This is a genomic window from Permianibacter aggregans (assembly GCF_009756665.1).
Lineage (GTDB): Bacteria > Pseudomonadota > Gammaproteobacteria > Enterobacterales > Permianibacteraceae > Permianibacter > Permianibacter aggregans.
Map to the genome: position 1 here is coordinate 453,494 of NZ_CP037953.1, position 17,994 is coordinate 471,487.

Consider the following 17,994-nt stretch of genomic DNA (forward strand, 5'->3'; position numbering starts at 1 on the left):
GGCCTTTGGCGCTGGCACAAGGCTTGCTGATAGGGCTGGACACATGCGCCGGTTAACGCGCATGATTTTCTCAACCAATACTGGAGCATATTATGCAACGTCTGCACGCACTGATTTACGGAACACTGATCCTGCTGGCCGCCAATGGTTGCGCGACCGCTGATGCCAGTGCGCCGAAAGCTGAGCATCGTCAGGTCAAGGTGTACATCAACAAAGAAGATAAATCACCGGCCAATGTCGACTTGACCGTCGATGGCGCCACGCATCAGTTTGAATTGCTCGAATTGAAAGAAGGCGAGTCACGCACGGTGACGACCAAGGCCGGCAAGGATATTCAACTGCATCGCCGTGGCGACAAGATTGTTGTTGATATTGATGGCAAGGAAGTGCAGCTACCACGCACCGATGGCCCGATGTCGGCCCGCTTTGCTCCACATGTTGGTCATGGCGACAGTGAGAGCATCATCATCACCGGCAAAAAGCTGACGCCGGAACAAGAGCAAAAAATTGAACAGGCGATCAAAGCCGCCGGCATTGAAGCGCCCGTCAACTTCATCCATGGTGAACATCGTGTGCTGCGCATGCATAGAGGTGAAGCGCCCAAAGGTGCCCATGTTGAGAAAATCATCAGGATTGACAGCGACCTTGATGGTGAGATCGAAATAGAAGAAGAGTTCGCCGAGCCCGGTGAAAAGAAAGAAGTGAAAATCATTAAAAAGAAAGTGGAGAAGTAACCACTTGGCAATCGCCGAAGACGTTACATCTTCGGCGATTGGCTGAACAGCTACCGCTCAGTTCAGCGTCGAGGCCAGATGCTGAGAAAATCCACCGGCAAGGTAATCGAACTGGCAATCGACAACCACTCCTGCTCTACCCCTTCCCGAATCATCTGACGCTGGGTTTGCATCCGCGCCGTCAACGAGCCGCCTTCCTCGACATAGAATCCGAACCAGCAATTGCGTCCGAAATGTTTGGCAAGGAATAAGGCTTCTTCGGCCATCGTGATCGAGTTTTGCCAGTCACCGGGCTCGCTGTCATTCATGCAGAGCGGCCACGTGGCAAAACCAATCGAGCAGGTCAAATCGACGGTCTTGCGATCAGAAAGCATAAAAGCATGCTGCAGTACCCGAGCTTTAATTCGTTCGCAGAGCATTTTTACTTCGTTGATCGATTCGACATGGCAAACCAGCAAAAAGGTGCCGCCATGCCAACGCAGTACTTGATCATCATCTCGACAGGCAGCGGTCAGCAACTCGGCAAATTGCATCAGAATGCGATCGCCGCCGAGCAGACCGTGCAGTTCATTGAGCACAGAAAGGCCATCAATATCGACCAGCATCAAACCGCGTTGCCGGCTGGTCAACGCCAACTCAGTGAACAACGGTAACGCGAAGCGGCGTGAAGGCAAACCGGTCAGTGCATCGTGCTGTTGGGCATCGAGCAAACGCTGGCGCAACTCGGTCAGTTCTTGTTCCTGTTGCTGCATGGCATCGATCTGCAGTTGCTGGCTACGCTGCAAGGTTTCGCTTTGCTGTACCAACATCGTGGTTTGTTGCTGGGCCGTGCTGGCCTGCTCTCGCGCTTTACGTAAGGCGTGGCGATTGATGCGCCAGTAACTGAGCCACAGCATACCGCCGAGCACGACGATCGATGCAATGGCGACACCATAACTCATGTGTACCGACCAGAACGGCGAGCGCACGGTGATATCGGTGAAATGGGTTTGCGCTGACCAGACCCCTTTGGCCGGCGCGCCCTGCACTTCCAGCCGATAACGCCCCGGTTCCAGACCGCTGAGTGTCACCGTGTTGGAGCGAACCAGATTAATCCATTGATCATGCAGACCAGCCACACGATAACGCAGCTGATTGCGTGACGGTTCGGAATAGTCGAGCACCGAATAATCGAATGACAACACTCGCACATCGGCATCGACAGCAATGGTTGCCCGCTCCGAACTACCAATCGGCAAAGGCAGCGCCTGATCGTATTGCCGAATACCGGTCAACACCACCGGCGCGTTGGCGCGTGGCGGCGCCATGCGGCGCGGATGAAAACTGACGGCGCCATTGATCGAGCCAAACAATAATTCGCCGTCGGCACTCAAAAATGCCGCTCCCTGATTGAATTCATCGGTCGGCAAACCATTGCTGGATCGGTATTGCACCAGATAATTTTTTTCGCTGTTCTGGCGCAATAATCCGGTCGCTGTCGCCAACCAGACATCACCATCACTGCCGGGCAAAATGCCGTAGACCGACCCCATTGGCAGATTGTTGACGCGGGTATGGCGAGCAATCAGGTAATCACCTTGCAGGCTGCGACGAAATATATTGAAGCCTTCCTGGGTGCCGACCCAGACATCACCATTGCTGCTCAGACGTATCGCGGTAACGGCCGTGCTCGACAACGATGACGGATTATTTTTTTCGTGTTGATATAGCGTCATCTGTTCGCGATCGGTGGCGATGCGGACCACGCCGCCCTGACCGCCAATCCACAACTGGCCAGAATAATCTTCGGTAATGCCGACCACTTCGGTGCTGATCGTTTGATACGGTAATGGCAGCATCGCGCCGAAGCGTTGAAAGCGATAACGCCCTGGCGCTTCTTCGATCAAGCGATCCAGTCCGGCTTCGGTGCCCACCCATAATTGGCCGCTATGATCTTCATACAAGGTGCGGATATACGGATTGCTCAACGTGTTGATGTCATCCGGTTGCGGCAGAAATTGTTGCGCCTGACGCCGGTTTGGATCGAGTCGCAACAGACCTTCACCAAACACGCCAACCCAGAGCGCGCCATCCTTGTCTTCCAACAAGGCGGTGACCGTGGCATTCAATCCGTTGTTATCGATGCCAGGTAGCGGAAAATGCGCCAGCTCGCGGCCACGCTTGCGCACCAGGCCACTGCCGGCGAGACCAAACCACAAGTCATTATGACTGTCGCGCAATACCGCCAGCACGGTGTTGCTGTGCACGGTTTTCGGCAAGCGCCAAGGCGCCAGATGCTGACGAAAACGGGCGTTGCGCGTGTCCCAGAAACTAACGCCACCAGCATAAGTGCCGAGCCAGATAATGCCCTGGGAATCGATATGCAGACTCATGACATCGGATGCGCTCAGCGACGCGCTATTGGTGGCATCGCGGGTCAACAAGCAGACATCGTCTTCCTCAACAATCAGCACACCGTTGTCGGTGGCAATCCACAAACGCTGATCATGATCTTCGAGCATCGCCTGCACTTTGCTGCTCGGCAACGGCAATGACCATTTCTCGAAACGAGCATCGGCGCCGATGGCGCTCTCAAACAGGCCAAATTGACTGGAAGCAATGATGCGTTTATTGTCCCTCAACGCCAGTGCTGAAACATTGGCCTCCGGTAACAGCACACCATCGAACCATTCACCGTTGGCCAGATTGATGCGATGGATGCCTTTCGCCGTCGCCAGCCACAGCACGTGATGATCATCAATGGCCAGCGCCCGGATATGTTCATCGGCCAGACGTTTACCGCCATCACCGACCCACACTATGGTCGTGCCCACTTTCGGATCGAACACATACAAGCCACGCGTCGTTCCCACCCAGACGCGATTGCTACCATCGGTGATCAGACTCAAGATATGAGCGTTCTGCCAAGGCTCAGCGATGGCCGGACGATAAAGCGAAGGATTGTCGGCATTGCGGGCAGCAAGCCCACGCGGCGTGCCAATCCAGACCGTGCCGTTCTGGCCATGAACCAGCACATTGATTTGATTATCGAGCAGCGCATTGCCGGTTTGCGATTCGCCGCGGCGCATGACTTGAAAAGCCGTGCCGTCATAGCGGTTCAAGCCTTCCTGGGTACCGAACCACAAATACCCCTGCCGGTCCTCGGTAATCGCCGTAACGACGCTCTGCGACAAACCGTGTTCAAGGGAAAGACGTTGGAAATGCGGCGCCAGTCCACTATTACACTGGTTGGCGGAAGCCGGTGGGACGAGCAGCACACCGACAGTGAATAGCGACAGCACTAACGTCAGCGCACGACGTCGCCAACGCATCGACAAGCTATTGCGGAAAGAACAGCACCAATCCATCGGGCAGGCCAGTGAAGAAAAAACGACCGCTATGCTAACGAAACGCGCCGGGAAAATCAGTAAGCCGTCGCCAGAACGGGCTTATTGGCGTGGACGGATATCGCTGGCGAGCTCCGGACGAAATCCTTTCTTGTCCTGATAAAACGCCCGCAACGCGGCGAAATCCTGCTCGATATCACCGGACAGGTGCAACAGTGGGCCTAGGCCAAGTGTGCGCGTGGTAGTGTCAAGAAACGCCAATTGCAGCGGCACCCCGGCACCGACGGCGATGTGATAGAAACCGGTGCGCCAGTGATCGAGCTTGCTGCGGGTGCCTTCCGGTGCCATCGCCAGCCACACCCGATCGTGTTCGGCGAACGTCGCGATCGAGGCTTGCACGACATTGTGCTTTTCGTGCCGAACCACCGGAATGCCACCGAGCGCGCGGAAAAACCAGCCGAACGGCCAGCGGAAAATCTGGTGCTTGCCGAGAAAATTGACGCGTGCGCCCGTGGACATTTTGAACAGGTACATCGTGATGAAGTCCCAGTTCGAGGTATGCGGCGCGAAAATCACCACACACTTTTGCACGTCTGGCAGTTCGCCCACCAACGTCCAACCGAAACGTCGCAGCAGCCAGGCAGAAAATGTTTTCATCATGGTCGTTTTTTCAGAATTATCGTTCGTCCATGAGCCAGTGTAGAAGTTGGCTTGAAAATCAACACGCGGCAGTGCATCAGCCAGTGGTGATTGGTGAGGCACCCGTCAGGGTGCCGTTGAACTTCAGGTTTCAATCAGCGTTCTGCAGATCAATTAACGCCGCATCGTTCATCGATGAGGATTTTCCACCAGATTTGGCCGAATCGCTGCGCTGATTTTCCAGCGCCTGCAGATACTGCTCATCGACATCGCCAGTGACGTAATGACCGTTGAAAACAGAGGTATCAAACTCACTGATATGCGGGTTACCTTCGCGGGCACAATCGATCAAATCATCCAGTGACTGGTAAATCAGCTTGTCGGCGCCAATCTCGGCGCATATCTCCTGCTCGCTACGGCCATGGGCCACCAGTTCGCTGGCGGCCGGCATATCAATACCGTAAACGTTCGGATAACGCACCGGCGGCGCCGCCGAAGCGAAATAAACTTTCGTGGCGCCAGCATCGCGAGCCATCTGGATAATCTGTTGTGAGGTGGTGCCGCGCACAATCGAATCGTCTACCAGCAACACATTCTTGCCGGCAAACTCCAGATCGATCGCGTTCAATTTGCTGCGCACCGATTTCTTGCGCATCTGCTGGGCTGGCATGATGAACGTGCGGCCGATGTAACGGTTCTTGACGAAGCCGTGGCGCAGCTTCAAACCCAACTCATTGGCAAGCTGCATCGCCGCCGTTGTTGACGTATCCGGAATCGGAATGACGACGTCGATATCGTGATCCGGCCAATCGCGCTGGATTTGTGCGGCGAGTTTTTCGCCCATACGCAAACGGGCTTTGTAGACCGAAACATCGTCCATGATCGAATCCGGACGGGCCAGATAAACGTGTTCGAAAATGCACGGTGTATACACCGGATTGGTCGCACACTGTTGGTGATGGAACTCACCGTCGTGAGTGATATAAATCGCTTCACCGGGGTGAATATCACGCACCCGAGTGTAACCGAGCACATCCAGCGCCACCGATTCGGAGGCGACCATGTATTCGATACCTTTGTCGGTTTCACGCTGACCGAATACGGCCGGACGAATACCGTTCGGATCACGGAACGCCAGCAAACCAAAACCGGTGATCAGCGCGACCACGGCATACGCCCCTTTGCAGCGTTTATGCACGCGGGCGACGGCATTGAAAACATTGGCCGGCGTCAGCTTCAGGGTGTTTTCCACTTGCAGCTCATGCGCCAGCACGTTCAGCAACACTTCCGAGTCGGAGCGGGTGTTGATATGGCGGCGATCGGTTTCGAACAATTCGCGTTTCAGTTGTTCGGAATTGGTCAGGTTGCCGTTATGTGCCAGCACGATGCCGTATGGCGAATTGACATACAGCGGCTGCGCTTCCGCCGAGCTTGGGCTGCCGGCAGTGGGGTAACGGCAGTGGCCGATACCGATATTGCCCTGCAAACGCTCCATGTGCTCCTGACGGAACACATCGCGCACCATGCCATTGGCCTTGCGCAAGAACATCCGCCCGCCACTTTCGGTGACAATGCCGGCCGCGTCCTGACCACGATGTTGCAACACCGTCAGGCCATCATAAATGCTCTGATTGACCGGATATTTACCGACTATACCTACGATACCGCACATGACTTAGGGAACTCCCGCGACTTGCTCGTTCCATGCATCCAAGAACCAATCGCCCATGGTTTCCAGGGGCGCTACGAATTGCGAACGCTGCCACCAATCTTCCTCCGGAAAGCGGGTGAAGGTCTTGGCAACAATGATCAGCAAAGCACACACGGCGACGCCGCGCAAAAATCCGAAAGCCATGCCAAGTGCCCGATCAGGCGCCGACAAGCCGGCCTTGTCGATCAACGACGACATGGCCCAGGCAATCAGATAACAAATGAATAACACCACAAAGAAAATGATCAGCCAGGCCAATGCCCGGCGCAGCGCTTCAGAGGCGATGGTGTCAGCGAAATAGGGTGCCAGCGACAGATGGAAAAAACGCGCGACAAAAAAGGCAACGACCCATCCAGCCAGCGACACGGCTTCACGCACAAAGCCTCGCCAAAGAGAGATCAAGGCGGAAATCGCAATTGCTGCCAATATCGCCCAATCAATCCACTGCACTATCAAAACCTGGATGGTCCGCTAGGGCGCGCATTGTACCCCATTGCCCTTCGCTGCGCAGCATCAATGCTTGAGCGGATCGTAAGTCACGACAATCGGATTGAGGCCCGATAGCGACTTGGCCTTGGCCTGCATTTGCTCGGCTTGCTCACGCTCCAGTGTTGGGCCGACCAACACCCGGTACACCGCCGGTTTCACGGATTTGTCATCACGCATATAGGCAGCCAGGCCCTTGCTTTTCAGGTCGCTGACCAATCGGCCGGCATTAGCCTTGTTGCCGAAACTGCCGAGCTGCACGACAAAGCCGCCGCTGATCGCCGCTGTTTTTGCGGTGTTGTCAGGCTTTGCGCTGTTGTCCGCCGTTTTCGTATCGGTGGAAGCCGGCGCTTGCTCTGTCACTTGCTCGACTATCGCTTGTTCAGACGCGGTATTGTCGCGGCCACCGGCTTCGCCCATGTGGTCGACAGCATCGGCTTCGCCGGCTTGGGTTTTGTCGGCAATCACGGTGTCATCATAGGTTTGTTCATCGAGCGGTCGCGGCTGCGCCAGCTCCACCACCCGGCTTGGCGGCAGCGGTGGTGCATCAGGAATCTGGCTCTGGAAATCCGTCTGCGATTTTTCGTCATCGAAAATCCATGGCAACACGACAACGGCAATGGCGACGATAACCAGGGCGCCAACCAATCGCTCTTTCAATCGAATTTCCACTGCTTAACCACCTTTGTTGAATGAAGATTCCTGATCGAGCACGGCGGCCACGGTCAGGAAGGAACCAAATACCAGAATCGCCTCACCAGCCGCCGCTGCCGCTTTCGCTGCCTGCAAGGCCTCATTCGGCGTCGCAAACTGCTGCGTTTCAGCATCGCTCGGCAGTGCCGCCTGCAGTTGTTTGGCGCTGGCAGCGCGCGAGCCGCTCAAATTGCTCAAATACCAAACCGGCTGCATACCAAACCAGGGTTTCAGCACACCGACGATATCTTTATCGGCCAGCATGCCGACCACCAGATGCCAGCGTAAGAATCCAGCCGCTTTCGCGCGTTCTGCCAAGCGTTTGCTGGCCTGCGGATTATGGCCGATATCGACCCAGCATGGCGGATTTTGCCCGATTTGTTGCCAGCGTCCGGCCAATGCCGCTTGCTCCACCGCTTGTCGGCACGCGTCGGTGTCCAATTGCTGCGGGAAAAGCAGGCGAAACGCCATCAACGCCGCAGCGACCAAATCGGCGCCCAATGTTGGCGCGGCTGCGCGCAAATCAAAGGCGCCGGCGCTGAAGCGGAACTGGCCATCGTTGACGGTAAATTGATAATCAAGACCAATGGCATACGCTTTGGCGTCATGCGGCTGCACCGCGGACAACAGCAGCTCACGCCGCTCAGGATCGGCCAATACCACCGGTTTGCCGGCCCGGCAGATCCCGGCTTTTTCACTGGCAATCGCTTCCAGCGTGTCGCCAAGGAAGGCCATGTGATCAAAGTCGATAGTCGTGATTACGGCGACATCGGCATCGATGATATTGACAGCATCGAGCCGGCCGCCCATACCGACTTCCAGAATCAGCAAATCGAGCGCCTGCTGGTCGAATAGCCAGAACGCGGCCAGCGTCGTGAATTCGAAATAAGTAAGCGAAACCCCGGCTCTGGCAGCTTCAACAGCCTCAAACGCGTGCACGAGCTCGGCATCGCTGGCGATACGGCCATCGATTTCAATACGTTCGTTGAAATGGAGAATATGAGGCGAGGTATAAACCCCGGCCCGCAAACCATGTTTGCGGGCCAGGGTTTTCAAGGTAGCTACCACCGAACCTTTGCCGTTGGTGCCAGCGACGGTGATCACCGGTGGACGTTCGGATTTCAGTAGCCTGCCAGCAACATCAGCGACCCGCTCCAGCCCCAGCTCGATGGCCACTGGATGGCGCTTTTCCAGCAGCGCCAGCCAGTCATCCAGGGTTCGGCTTGGCGCCGGCATGGACATGGTCAATTCGGGCTCAGGCCGCTGGTTGTTCGCGATGGGTGAACTTGGCCAGCACGCCAGCCAGACGCTGCGGCATGTCTCGGCGGTCGATGATCATGTCGATGGCGCCTTTTTCCAGCAGGAATTCCGAGCGCTGGAAGCCGGGCGGCAGCGTTTCACGCACCGTCTGCTCGATAACGCGTGGACCGGCAAAGCCGATCAATGCGCCAGGTTCGCCGACATTGATATCACCGAGCATCGCGAACGACGCCGAAACGCCCCCCATGGTCGGGTCGGTCAACACTGAAATATAAGGCAAGCCTTCACGGGCCAGACGGGCCAGTGCTGCCGAGGTTTTCGCCATCTGCATCAGACTCAGCAAGGCCTCCTGCATACGGGCGCCACCAGACGCGGAAAAACAGATCAACCCGCATTGGTCTTCAATGGCGCGGTTAACGGCGCGGACGAATTTCTCGCCGACCACCGAGCCCATCGAGCCGCCCATAAAGGAGAATTCGAATACGCAAACAACGACCGGCACGCCTTTGATTTGACCTTTGAACACGATCAACGCGTCTTTTTCGCCGGAGCTTTGCTGGGCGGACTGGATACGATCCTTGTATTTCTTCGAGTCCTTGAATTTCAGCACATCGACCGGTTGCAGCTGGCTGGCGATTTCCTCGCGGCCTTCCACATCCAGCAGCGCGTCCAAACGACGGCGGGCCGAGATGCGCATGTGATTGCCACACTTCGGGCAGACTTCGACGTTGCGCTCCAGTTCGGCCCGGTACAGCACGACGCTACACTGCTCGCATTTGGACCACAGCCCTTCCGGGACAGAGCGTTTCTTGTCGGTCGCCGGCTCTTTCATGCGCGGCATCAAGCGTTCAAACCAACTCATATCTCGTATCGTTCCTGGCTTGCCTCACGGCACAAGGGGCGCAAGTTTACACGCCTTCCCACCCGAATTGAATGTAAGCCCTATGCTGCTCCGAGCAGCACAGAATCTTGGACCACGAAACTCGGCAAAAAAATCCATGCAAGGCCTTGCATAATGATGCATCCATTCCTATCATGCGCCCGCGCATAGCCCGACAAGACCTTCACCCCTCCGGGGTAAACAAAACTGGTGCGCTAAGGGCGAAACGTACGGGGTTCGGCGATGACGTCGAGCCGTATGGTTCTTACCGGTTTTGGATTTTCGCTATGACCCTTGCTTCGCATCTGGGCGCTCCGCGCCACGCTATTTTTCAACAACACGCTGAAACCATTCAGACCCCTTGCCTGCTGGTCGATCTCGCCATCGTGCGCAAACGCTACGAACAACTTGCCGACGCCTTCCCGACCGGCAACATCTATTACGCGGTCAAGGCCAACCCGTCGAAAGAAGTGATTCGTCTGGTCCGCGATCAGGGCGGCTGCTTTGATATCGCCTCGCGCTATGAACTCGACAAAGTGATGGCCGAAGGCGTCGCCGCCAGTCGCATCAGCTTCGGCAACACCATCAAGAAAAAACAGGACATCGCCTACTTCTATCAAAAAGGTGTGCGCCTGTTCGCCTCCGATTCGATTGCTGATTTGAAACATATCGCCGAAGCAGCGCCCGGCGCGCAGGTTTACATCCGCGTTTTGACCGAAGATCGTCCCGGTGCCGACTGGCCACTGTCGCGCAAATTCGGCTGTGAGCCGGAAATGGCCAGCCGCCTGATCAAACAAGCCCGTGAACTTGGCTTGTGGCCACGCGGCGTGTCGTTCCATGTCGGTTCACAGCAGCGTGATCTGGATGCCTGGGCGGCAGCGCTGGATCGGGTAAAAACCATTTTCGATGCCGCTTGGCGCGATGGCATTGCCCTTGATTTGATCAACATGGGCGGTGGCCTGCCCGGCAATTACCTGCACTCAACGCCGAAAATCCGCGAGTACGCCAACGCCATTGAAGCGGCCCTGACTGATCGTTTCAAACACGTACCGGTGAAACTGATTCTGGAACCGGGCCGTTATCTGGTTGCCGATGCCGGTGTGCTCGTTACCGAAGTGGTGCTGGTGTCGAAAAAGCGCGATGAAGGCGCCCGCTGGGTATTCATTGATGCCGGTAAATTTGGTGGCCTGATCGAAACGCTGGACGAATCGATCAAATACCCGATTTACACCAACAAGGATGCCGACAATGCGGAAACCGATGCCGTCGTGCTGGCCGGCCCGACTTGCGATAGCGCAGATATTCTCTACGAAAAATTCCGCTATCAAATGCCGCTGTCACTGGATGCCGGTGACCGGATTTACATCGTCGGCACCGGAGCCTACACGACCAGCTACAGTGCAGTGGAATTCAATGGCTTTCCGCCGCTGGCGGCGTTTTATTACGACAGTGAAGCAGTACAGGCAGTCAGCGCCGCCGCTTGATTCGGATAATGGATTTGGCTCTACTCCAGTGGGGCTGCCAGAATGGCAGCCCGATTTTTTTACAAAACTTATTCCGGCGTCAGCGCGTTCACCCGGCACATTTCCGCCAACAATAATTTTTCTTTTTCCGAAGGCTGGGCCGCCAAACCATTGATGGCACCCTGACAATCTGCCGTTTGCCGATTCTGGCTGAGCTTGTATTTGCCGACGATGCGTTCGACAACGATCTCGATACCGACAATCGCTTTCAGCATTTTTTGCATGTAGTCTTCCGGCGCATCACTGACTTGCCACGGCGAGGCAAAACGCGACTCGTGTTGATTGGTCAGTTTCTCCAGAAAATCTTTGAGCCAGACAACATCGTCATGGACGATTAACCGGCCATAAACATGCACGGCCTGATAATTCCAGGTTGGTACATCCTTGCCGTGCAGCGCTTTGCTTGGATACCAGTTCGGTGAAATATAAGCGTCGGCGCCCTGAAAAATCAGCAATACCGGTTCCTGCGCGTCATGTTCCTGCCATAGCGGATTGGCGCGGGCAACATGGCCAAGCAAACGCATCGGCTCATTTTCGCTGATCAACATTGGAATGTGATCGGCCTGCACAATACCTTGCTGGCGGGTAATCAACGTTGCCAGTGGATGATGTTGAATGAAGTGCTGCTGTTCAGCCAACTCATTGATGGCATATGCACGCGGAATATACATAACTCACCTGCTATATCGAAAAAAGGAGCCTTGCGGCTCCTTTTCACTAGAAGCCATCAAAAAACGCCTGGTGCTCGCTGATCTGCACGAATGCGGTGCTCGGAAAAATCCGCCAGAAGCGGATTTTCGTGGAACCTGGAGGGCGAACCACATGGAAGTGGTGAGCAATCCTCATTTACTACTTGTAAACTCCGGTTCCTCCGCTCCTATTCGTGCACCTCATCTTCGCCCAGACTGTTTTTGAGATGGCTTCTACTAACAATTACGGCTTAACAAACTTCAACGTCATCCGATCGCTTTCGCCAATCGCCTGATATTTCTCGCGATTTTTGTCCTTGTTGCGCAAGGTTGGCGGCAGTGCCCAAACACCACCTTCATGATCGGCGGTATCATTCGGGTTGGCGTTGATTTCCGATTTCTCGGCCAGTTTGAAACCGACGCTCTTGGCCATGTCGATGACGTATTGTTCATGGACATAGCCACTGCTGGCGCGCGCATCCTGTTTCATCGAGGCCGGCAAGCGGTGTTCGACAACACCGAACACCCCACCCGGTTTCAGCGAATCGTAAGCGCTTTGAAAAATCGCTTTCATCGCTTCGTCGCCATGACGTACCCAGTTGTGCACATTGCGGAAAGTCAGCACCATGTCGGCGCTGCCCGGTTTGGCGTAATCGAGTTTGGCTGGCGGTGCGAAAATCGTTACCTCAACCTTGCCATATAACTCCGGGTTGGCTTTCAGCTTCTCATCGAATTTGGCGGCATTGACACGGAAATATTCGATGCTGTCCTGCGGGTCGTAACCGGCAGCAACCAGCTTGCCCTGTGCTTTCAGATAAGGAGCCAGAATTTCCGTGTACCAACCACCGCCTGGCGACAATTCAACCACGGTCATTGTTGGCTTGATACCAAAGAAGGTCAGCGTTTCGTAAGGGTGACGGGCATCATCACGCTTGGCGTTTTCCGCACGATGCGGAGCATCGACTGCTGCTTTCAACGCCTCATCGGCCACTGTTGCTGCCGAGAAACCCAGGCTTGTGACCACCGCTGTCATCATCAGCCACTTTTTCATTGTTCGTCCTCTTTTTTCTTTGGGGGAAACGGTTTCAACGCCGACCGGCGGCACTGACGCCACGCTCGTTGGCAAAATCGACCATACGTTGCAGTGAACGCAGCGCTTTGGGAATGATTTTTTCGTCAACAAATATTTCGTGACCGGGCTCATCGAAGCAGGCAGCGAGATTATCGAGCGCATTCATCCGCATCCACGGGCAATGCGCGCAGGAGCGGCAAGTTCCGCTGCGACCGGCCGTTGGCGCGACGATAAATTCCTTATCGGGTGCGGCGCGCTGCATTTTGTAAAAAATACCGCCATCGGTGGCGACGATCAGTTTCTTATGCGGCAGCGTCTGCGCCGCGTGAATCAGTTGTGAGGTCGAGCCAACTGCATCGGCCAGGGCAATGACGGCTTCCGGTGATTCCGGGTGCACCAGCACCGCGGCGTCCGGGTGGATGGCCTTGGCCTGGGCCAGCGCCTTGGCCTTGAATTCATCATGAACAACGCAGGTGGCGTTCCAGAGCAGCATATCGGCGCCGGTTTTCTCCTGGATATAACGACCCAAGTTACGGTCCGGCGCCCAAATCAGTTTTTCGCCGCGCTCAGCCAGGTGTTCGACGACATCGACCGCGATACTCGACGTCACGACCCAGTCAGCGCGGGCTTTGACAGCTGCCGAGGTATTGGCGTAAACGACGACCGTGCGGTCCGGGTGTTCATCGCAAAATTGACTGAATGGCTCAATCGGACAACCAAGATCCAGCGAACATTCTGCTTCCAATGTCGGCATCAGCACCCGTTTGTTCGGGGTCAGGATTTTCGCCGTTTCGCCCATGAAGCGCACGCCGCAGACAATCAGCGTTGTCGCCGGATGTTTGTTGCCGAAACGGGCCATTTCCAGCGAATCGGACACACAACCACCGGTCTCCTCGGTCAGCTGCTGCAAATCCGGGTCGGTATAATAATGGGTGACCAGCACCGCGTTCTCGGCCTTCAGCCGGGCCTTGATGCGCTCGCGCAGCGCTTCTTTGTCAGCGCTGGCGAAATCCTTCGGCGGCTGGGTGACCGGAACAGTGATACAGACTTCAGCGGGAACGGCGGTCATAGTGATTCAGCAATACCTGGCTAACGGGTGATATTTCGGATTATACGGGAAGTCATCGGCTCAGCATGGCGCCAAACCGGTATTTGGGTCAACGGTACAATTACCCGCCAAAAAAATGGCCAGCGAACGCTGGCCATGCAACTGATTTCATTGTGCTTACAGGGCACGAACCTCTTGCGCCTGCAAACCTTTCGGCCCCTGCCCGACCGAGAATTCGACCCGCTGTCCGTCCTGCAAGGTGCGACGACCATCGGCCATGATTTGTGTGTGATGCACAAACACATCATTACCGCCGGCTTCACGCTTGATAAAGCCGAAGCCTTTCTCATCGTTAAACCACTTAACGGTCCCCATTTCGCGATTTGACATAGTACTTAAACCTTCTTCGTTGTTACTGCGCAGAGCATTGGTTTTGCTGTTGCGCGCCCGACTTATTCCCGACAAATAATTTATCAGGGCTCCCTTCCAAATCACGTTCACCACTTGGCTGCAATGATCGTGATCAAAAACATGTATATCACACACCGGATTTAGTTCAATAGCTGTTTTGTACAGCACCTGTACACGCCGATTTTTTCGCCAGTAACTGTCGGGTAACAATCGGAAGCAATGTCGAATTTGATATCCGTCAACTTTGTGCGGGAGTCGGTAACAATCTCTGTGCGAGTCGTCAAAGATCAATTTTCCATGCGACTTTTCCGGCGACACTTTGCATCATCAAGACGCTGAGTCGTTGCAGTATTAATTCAGATTGGCATGGCTATCAGGAGCACTCGATGAACAATCCCAAAAAACTTTCCCTGCTTACATTGGCAGTGGCATTCGCGACACAACCGGCCGCTGCCAATGTATTGGCTGACGCCATCAGTAACGGCAAAACCAACCTGGATTTACGGCTGCGTTATGAGCAAGTGGACCAGGACAATGCGCTGCAAGACGCCTCAGCGCTGACACTGCGGACCAGGCTTGGCTATCAAACGGCTGCGCTGTCAGGGTGGAGTGCCGGCATCGAGTTCGAGGCCAATGAAACCGTTGACGGCGATTACCACAGCACAACCAATGGCGAGACGACATATTCGGTTATCGCCGATCCGGAGTACCGAGAAATCAACCAAGCGTATATCGACTATCAAGGATTTGCCGACACAACGTTGAAATACGGCCGGCAGCGTCTGGTTCTCGATAATCATCGCTTTATCGGCAATGTCGGCTGGCGTCAGAACGAACAAACGTTCGACGGCTTCAGCGTCAACAATAAATCGCTGACAAACACCACGATCACGTTCGCCTATTTGAGCAACGCCAACCGGATATTCGGTGACGACCATCCGCTTGGCGACTACCGGATGCAGTCTCCCATCATCAACGTCAAATACGATGGTTTTGCGCTCGGCGCCCTGAGTGGCTACGGCTATTTTCTCGACTTTGACGACAACGCCAATTTGTCGACCAGCACCATCGGCCTGCGTTTTGCCGGTCAGTTCAAACCTGGCGGCGAACAGGCTTGGCACTATGCGGCTGAGTTCGCCCGGCAACAGGACTATGCCGATAATCCCGCTTCGTTTGACCTCGATTATCTTCTGCTCGACTTCGGTTGGCAGTATCAAAGTGTTCAAATCAACCTGAAACATGAGGTGTTGAGCGGCAATGGCGCCCAAGCTTTCCAAACGCCGCTGGCGACCCTGCATGCATTCAATGGCTGGAGCGATCAATTTCTGACCACTCCGGCGAATGGACTGGTCGATAACCAGCTGGTTTTCAGCGCCACGGTGGCGGGCATCAAATTAATCGCCGAGTTTCATGACTTCAGTGCCGACCGCGGCGGTGGTGACTACGGTTCGGAATTCGGATTGCTGGCGAATAAATCCTGGACCAAGCAATTCGCTACCGGACTCAAGCTGGCGCAATATCAGGCAGACGATTTCTCGGTAGACACCGACAAATTATGGATCTGGGCCGAGTTCAAGTTCTAAGAGAGTTCTGTTGTGCTTCCCCAAATAAAAAGGGGGCTGGATTTGCCAGCCCCCTTTTTTCCTTTAATCACTTATTTACCGCGAGTCAAAGCAACAAACAAGCGCGCCTGACCACGCTGAATCAACAAGGCGGCAGTATTTTTTCGATCGTTCAGCAGTTTTTCCAGCTCCGTGACATTGCCGACCTCACGGCCATTAACCGCAAGCACCAAGTCGCCCGCTTGCAAACCGGCATTGGCGGCCGGGCCATCCACATCGGTAATCACGACAGCTTGTTCAACGCCCTGCTCTGCCAACTCGTCATCGCTCAGGTTACGCACCGCCAAACCCCAGTCATCGAGCGACTGTTCTTTGCCCGGCTTTGCGGCTACCGGCGTTTCATCACCACTCAACTCCCCAACGGTGATCGTCAGCGTTTTTTCATCGCCGTCGCGCCAAACCACGACCTCGATTTCTTCACCCGGCGTTACCGCGCCCACCAATGGTGGCAGCGCGCCGGCATCTCGCACTTTCTGGCCATTGAATTCAATGATGATATCGGACACCTGAACACCAGCCTTGTCGGCGGCGCCACCTTTTTCAACTGACGTGACCAGTGCACCGTTGACATGATCCAGACCGAAGGATTTCGCCAGCGCCTGATTCAGCGACTGAATACCGACACCGAGATAACCGCGCGACACTTTACCGGTCTTTTGCAGTTGCTCGGTAACGCGATTGACGACATCAATCGGAATCGCGAATGACAAGCCTTGGTAGCCACCGGAACGTGAATAGATTTGCGAATTGACGCCGATCACTTCGCCTTTCAGATTCAGCAGCGGACCACCGGAATTACCGGGATTGATCGCGACATCGGTTTGAATGAATGGCACATAGCTTTCATCCGGCAGCGAGCGCGATTTCGCCGAAACGATGCCAGCGGTTACCGAATTTTCAAAACCAAACGGCGCGCCGATAGCCAACACCCACTCTCCTACCGGCACTTGCGCCGGATCGCCAATCACCACGTTGGGCAGATCCGCTGCGTCGATTTTCAACAACGCGACGTCGGTGGGTTTATCAATGCCCACCACTTCCGCCTGAAACTCGCGCTGATCGGTCAGTTTCACCGTCACTTTGTCGGCGCCTTCAACGACGTGAGCATTGGTGTACACGTAGCCATCGGCACTGACGATAAATCCAGAACCCATGCCGCGAACGATGCGATCGCGTGGTGGATGATTCGGCATAAAGCGTTTGAAAAATTCGTAGAACGGATCATCCGGATCGATATTGCCGAACGGCGACTGCCGCTGACGGGCGCTCAATTTGCTTTCGACCGAAATATGGACAACGGCCGGGCCGACTCGCTCAACGATTTCGGCAAAATTCGGCAATGCGATCGTTGACGGTGAACCCGATATGTTCGCTACCGTGGTTTTCAGTGCCGGCAAATCCGCGTGCGGGTTTTCCGACTGATAGCGCTGCCAGGCAAACGTGGCCATGACACCGAGGGCAAACACCACAACAAAATAAAAGAAACTTTTTTTCATCATTCCGATCCCGGTTCAGGTGGTTAACCAATCATCTCGCCTAATCATCCAGCGGAAGACTGCTCAAACGCACCGAAGTTCAGAAAAACGCCTGGGCGTTGACATCGCAGGCGGATGACTGCGCCGACGCGCCAATCCAAAAGCTAAACCTTATTCATTGGGATGAATGCGCATAAATGCAAGCGCGGCGCGAAGAAACGCCGTGAACAGCAAAAAACCGGAAAACAAAAAGGCCAGCAAGATGCTGGCCTTTTTGTTCAATTTGGTGGGTCGTCCGCGACTCGAACGCGGGACCAACGGATTAAAAGTCCGCTGCTCTACCGACTGAGCTAACGACCCGAAAAGAGGCCGCTATCTTAATGATTTTTCGGTGAAATGCAAGAATTAATCCAGGAAATTTGCCG

The 17,994-nt window shown here is 55.0% G+C and carries 15 protein-coding genes and 1 tRNA gene; 3 read left to right on the forward strand and 13 right to left on the reverse strand.

The window, feature by feature from the left end:
- The first annotated feature begins 92 nt into the window (after positions 1-92).
- Positions 93-734, forward strand: coding sequence for a hypothetical protein (locus E2H98_RS02100; RefSeq protein WP_133592869.1), 642 nt, complete (start codon positions 93-95; stop codon positions 732-734).
- Positions 735-796: 62 nt separating this feature from the next.
- Here E2H98_RS02100 and E2H98_RS02105 read toward each other — a convergent pair whose 3' ends face one another.
- The 7 genes from E2H98_RS02105 to accD form a co-directional block, all read right to left on the reverse strand.
- A complete protein-coding gene (locus E2H98_RS02105; RefSeq protein WP_162848214.1) occupies positions 797-4,045 on the reverse strand; it encodes a two-component regulator propeller domain-containing protein in 3,249 nt (1,082 codons plus the stop codon).
- Positions 4,046-4,162: 117 nt separating this feature from the next.
- Positions 4,163-4,720 (reverse strand): lysophospholipid acyltransferase family protein, encoded by a 558-nt coding sequence (locus E2H98_RS02110; RefSeq protein WP_198325212.1) that lies wholly within the window; start codon positions 4,718-4,720, stop codon positions 4,163-4,165.
- A gap of 130 nt (positions 4,721-4,850) precedes the next feature.
- Positions 4,851-6,371: an amidophosphoribosyltransferase gene (gene purF / locus E2H98_RS02115; RefSeq protein WP_133592873.1), complete on the reverse strand. Its 1,521-nt coding sequence runs from the start codon at positions 6,369-6,371 to the stop codon at positions 4,851-4,853.
- Positions 6,372-6,374: 3 nt separating this feature from the next.
- Positions 6,375-6,860, reverse strand: coding sequence for a CvpA family protein (locus tag E2H98_RS02120; protein WP_157591213.1), 486 nt, complete (start codon positions 6,858-6,860; stop codon positions 6,375-6,377).
- A gap of 63 nt (positions 6,861-6,923) precedes the next feature.
- Positions 6,924-7,568: an SPOR domain-containing protein gene (locus tag E2H98_RS02125; RefSeq protein ID WP_133592877.1), complete on the reverse strand. Its 645-nt coding sequence runs from the start codon at positions 7,566-7,568 to the stop codon at positions 6,924-6,926.
- Positions 7,569-7,571: 3 nt separating this feature from the next.
- Positions 7,572-8,831, reverse strand: a complete 1,260-nt coding sequence (locus E2H98_RS02130) for a bifunctional folylpolyglutamate synthase/dihydrofolate synthase (RefSeq protein WP_232475449.1) — start codon at positions 8,829-8,831, stop codon at positions 7,572-7,574.
- A 13-nt stretch (positions 8,832-8,844) separates the two neighbouring features.
- Complete coding sequence (accD, locus tag E2H98_RS02135; protein WP_133592879.1) at positions 8,845-9,711, reverse strand: acetyl-CoA carboxylase, carboxyltransferase subunit beta; 867 nt, start codon at positions 9,709-9,711, stop codon at positions 8,845-8,847.
- A gap of 305 nt (positions 9,712-10,016) precedes the next feature.
- Here accD and E2H98_RS02140 point away from each other — a divergent pair, with 305 nt between their 5' ends.
- Positions 10,017-11,213, forward strand: coding sequence for a type III PLP-dependent enzyme (locus E2H98_RS02140; protein WP_133592881.1), 1,197 nt, complete (start codon positions 10,017-10,019; stop codon positions 11,211-11,213).
- Positions 11,214-11,281: 68 nt separating this feature from the next.
- Here E2H98_RS02140 and E2H98_RS02145 read toward each other — a convergent pair whose 3' ends face one another.
- The 4 genes from E2H98_RS02145 to E2H98_RS02160 form a co-directional block, all read right to left on the reverse strand.
- Positions 11,282-11,923, reverse strand: coding sequence for an FMN-binding negative transcriptional regulator (locus E2H98_RS02145; RefSeq protein ID WP_133592883.1), 642 nt, complete (start codon positions 11,921-11,923; stop codon positions 11,282-11,284).
- A gap of 262 nt (positions 11,924-12,185) precedes the next feature.
- Positions 12,186-12,992, reverse strand: coding sequence for a class I SAM-dependent methyltransferase (locus E2H98_RS02150; RefSeq protein WP_133592885.1), 807 nt, complete (start codon positions 12,990-12,992; stop codon positions 12,186-12,188).
- 34 nt (positions 12,993-13,026) lie between these two features.
- Entirely contained in the window at positions 13,027-14,082 is a 1,056-nt protein-coding gene (gene nadA / locus E2H98_RS02155) for a quinolinate synthase NadA (RefSeq protein ID WP_133592887.1), read from the reverse strand.
- A gap of 156 nt (positions 14,083-14,238) precedes the next feature.
- On the reverse strand, positions 14,239-14,451 hold the full coding sequence (locus E2H98_RS02160) for a cold-shock protein (protein ID WP_133592921.1): 213 nt from the start codon (positions 14,449-14,451) through the stop codon (positions 14,239-14,241).
- 407 nt (positions 14,452-14,858) lie between these two features.
- Here E2H98_RS02160 and E2H98_RS02165 point away from each other — a divergent pair, with 407 nt between their 5' ends.
- A complete protein-coding gene (locus tag E2H98_RS02165) occupies positions 14,859-16,055 on the forward strand; it encodes an alginate export family protein (protein ID WP_133592889.1) in 1,197 nt (398 codons plus the stop codon).
- Positions 16,056-16,126: 71 nt separating this feature from the next.
- Here E2H98_RS02165 and E2H98_RS02170 read toward each other — a convergent pair whose 3' ends face one another.
- Both E2H98_RS02170 and E2H98_RS02175 read right to left on the reverse strand, forming a co-directional pair.
- The gene (locus E2H98_RS02170; RefSeq protein WP_133592891.1) at positions 16,127-17,593 is read right to left on the reverse strand and encodes a DegQ family serine endoprotease; all 1,467 of its coding nucleotides are present in this window, start codon (positions 17,591-17,593) and stop codon (positions 16,127-16,129) included.
- A gap of 260 nt (positions 17,594-17,853) precedes the next feature.
- Positions 17,854-17,929, reverse strand: a tRNA-Lys gene (locus E2H98_RS02175).
- Positions 17,930-17,994 lie beyond the last annotated feature (65 nt).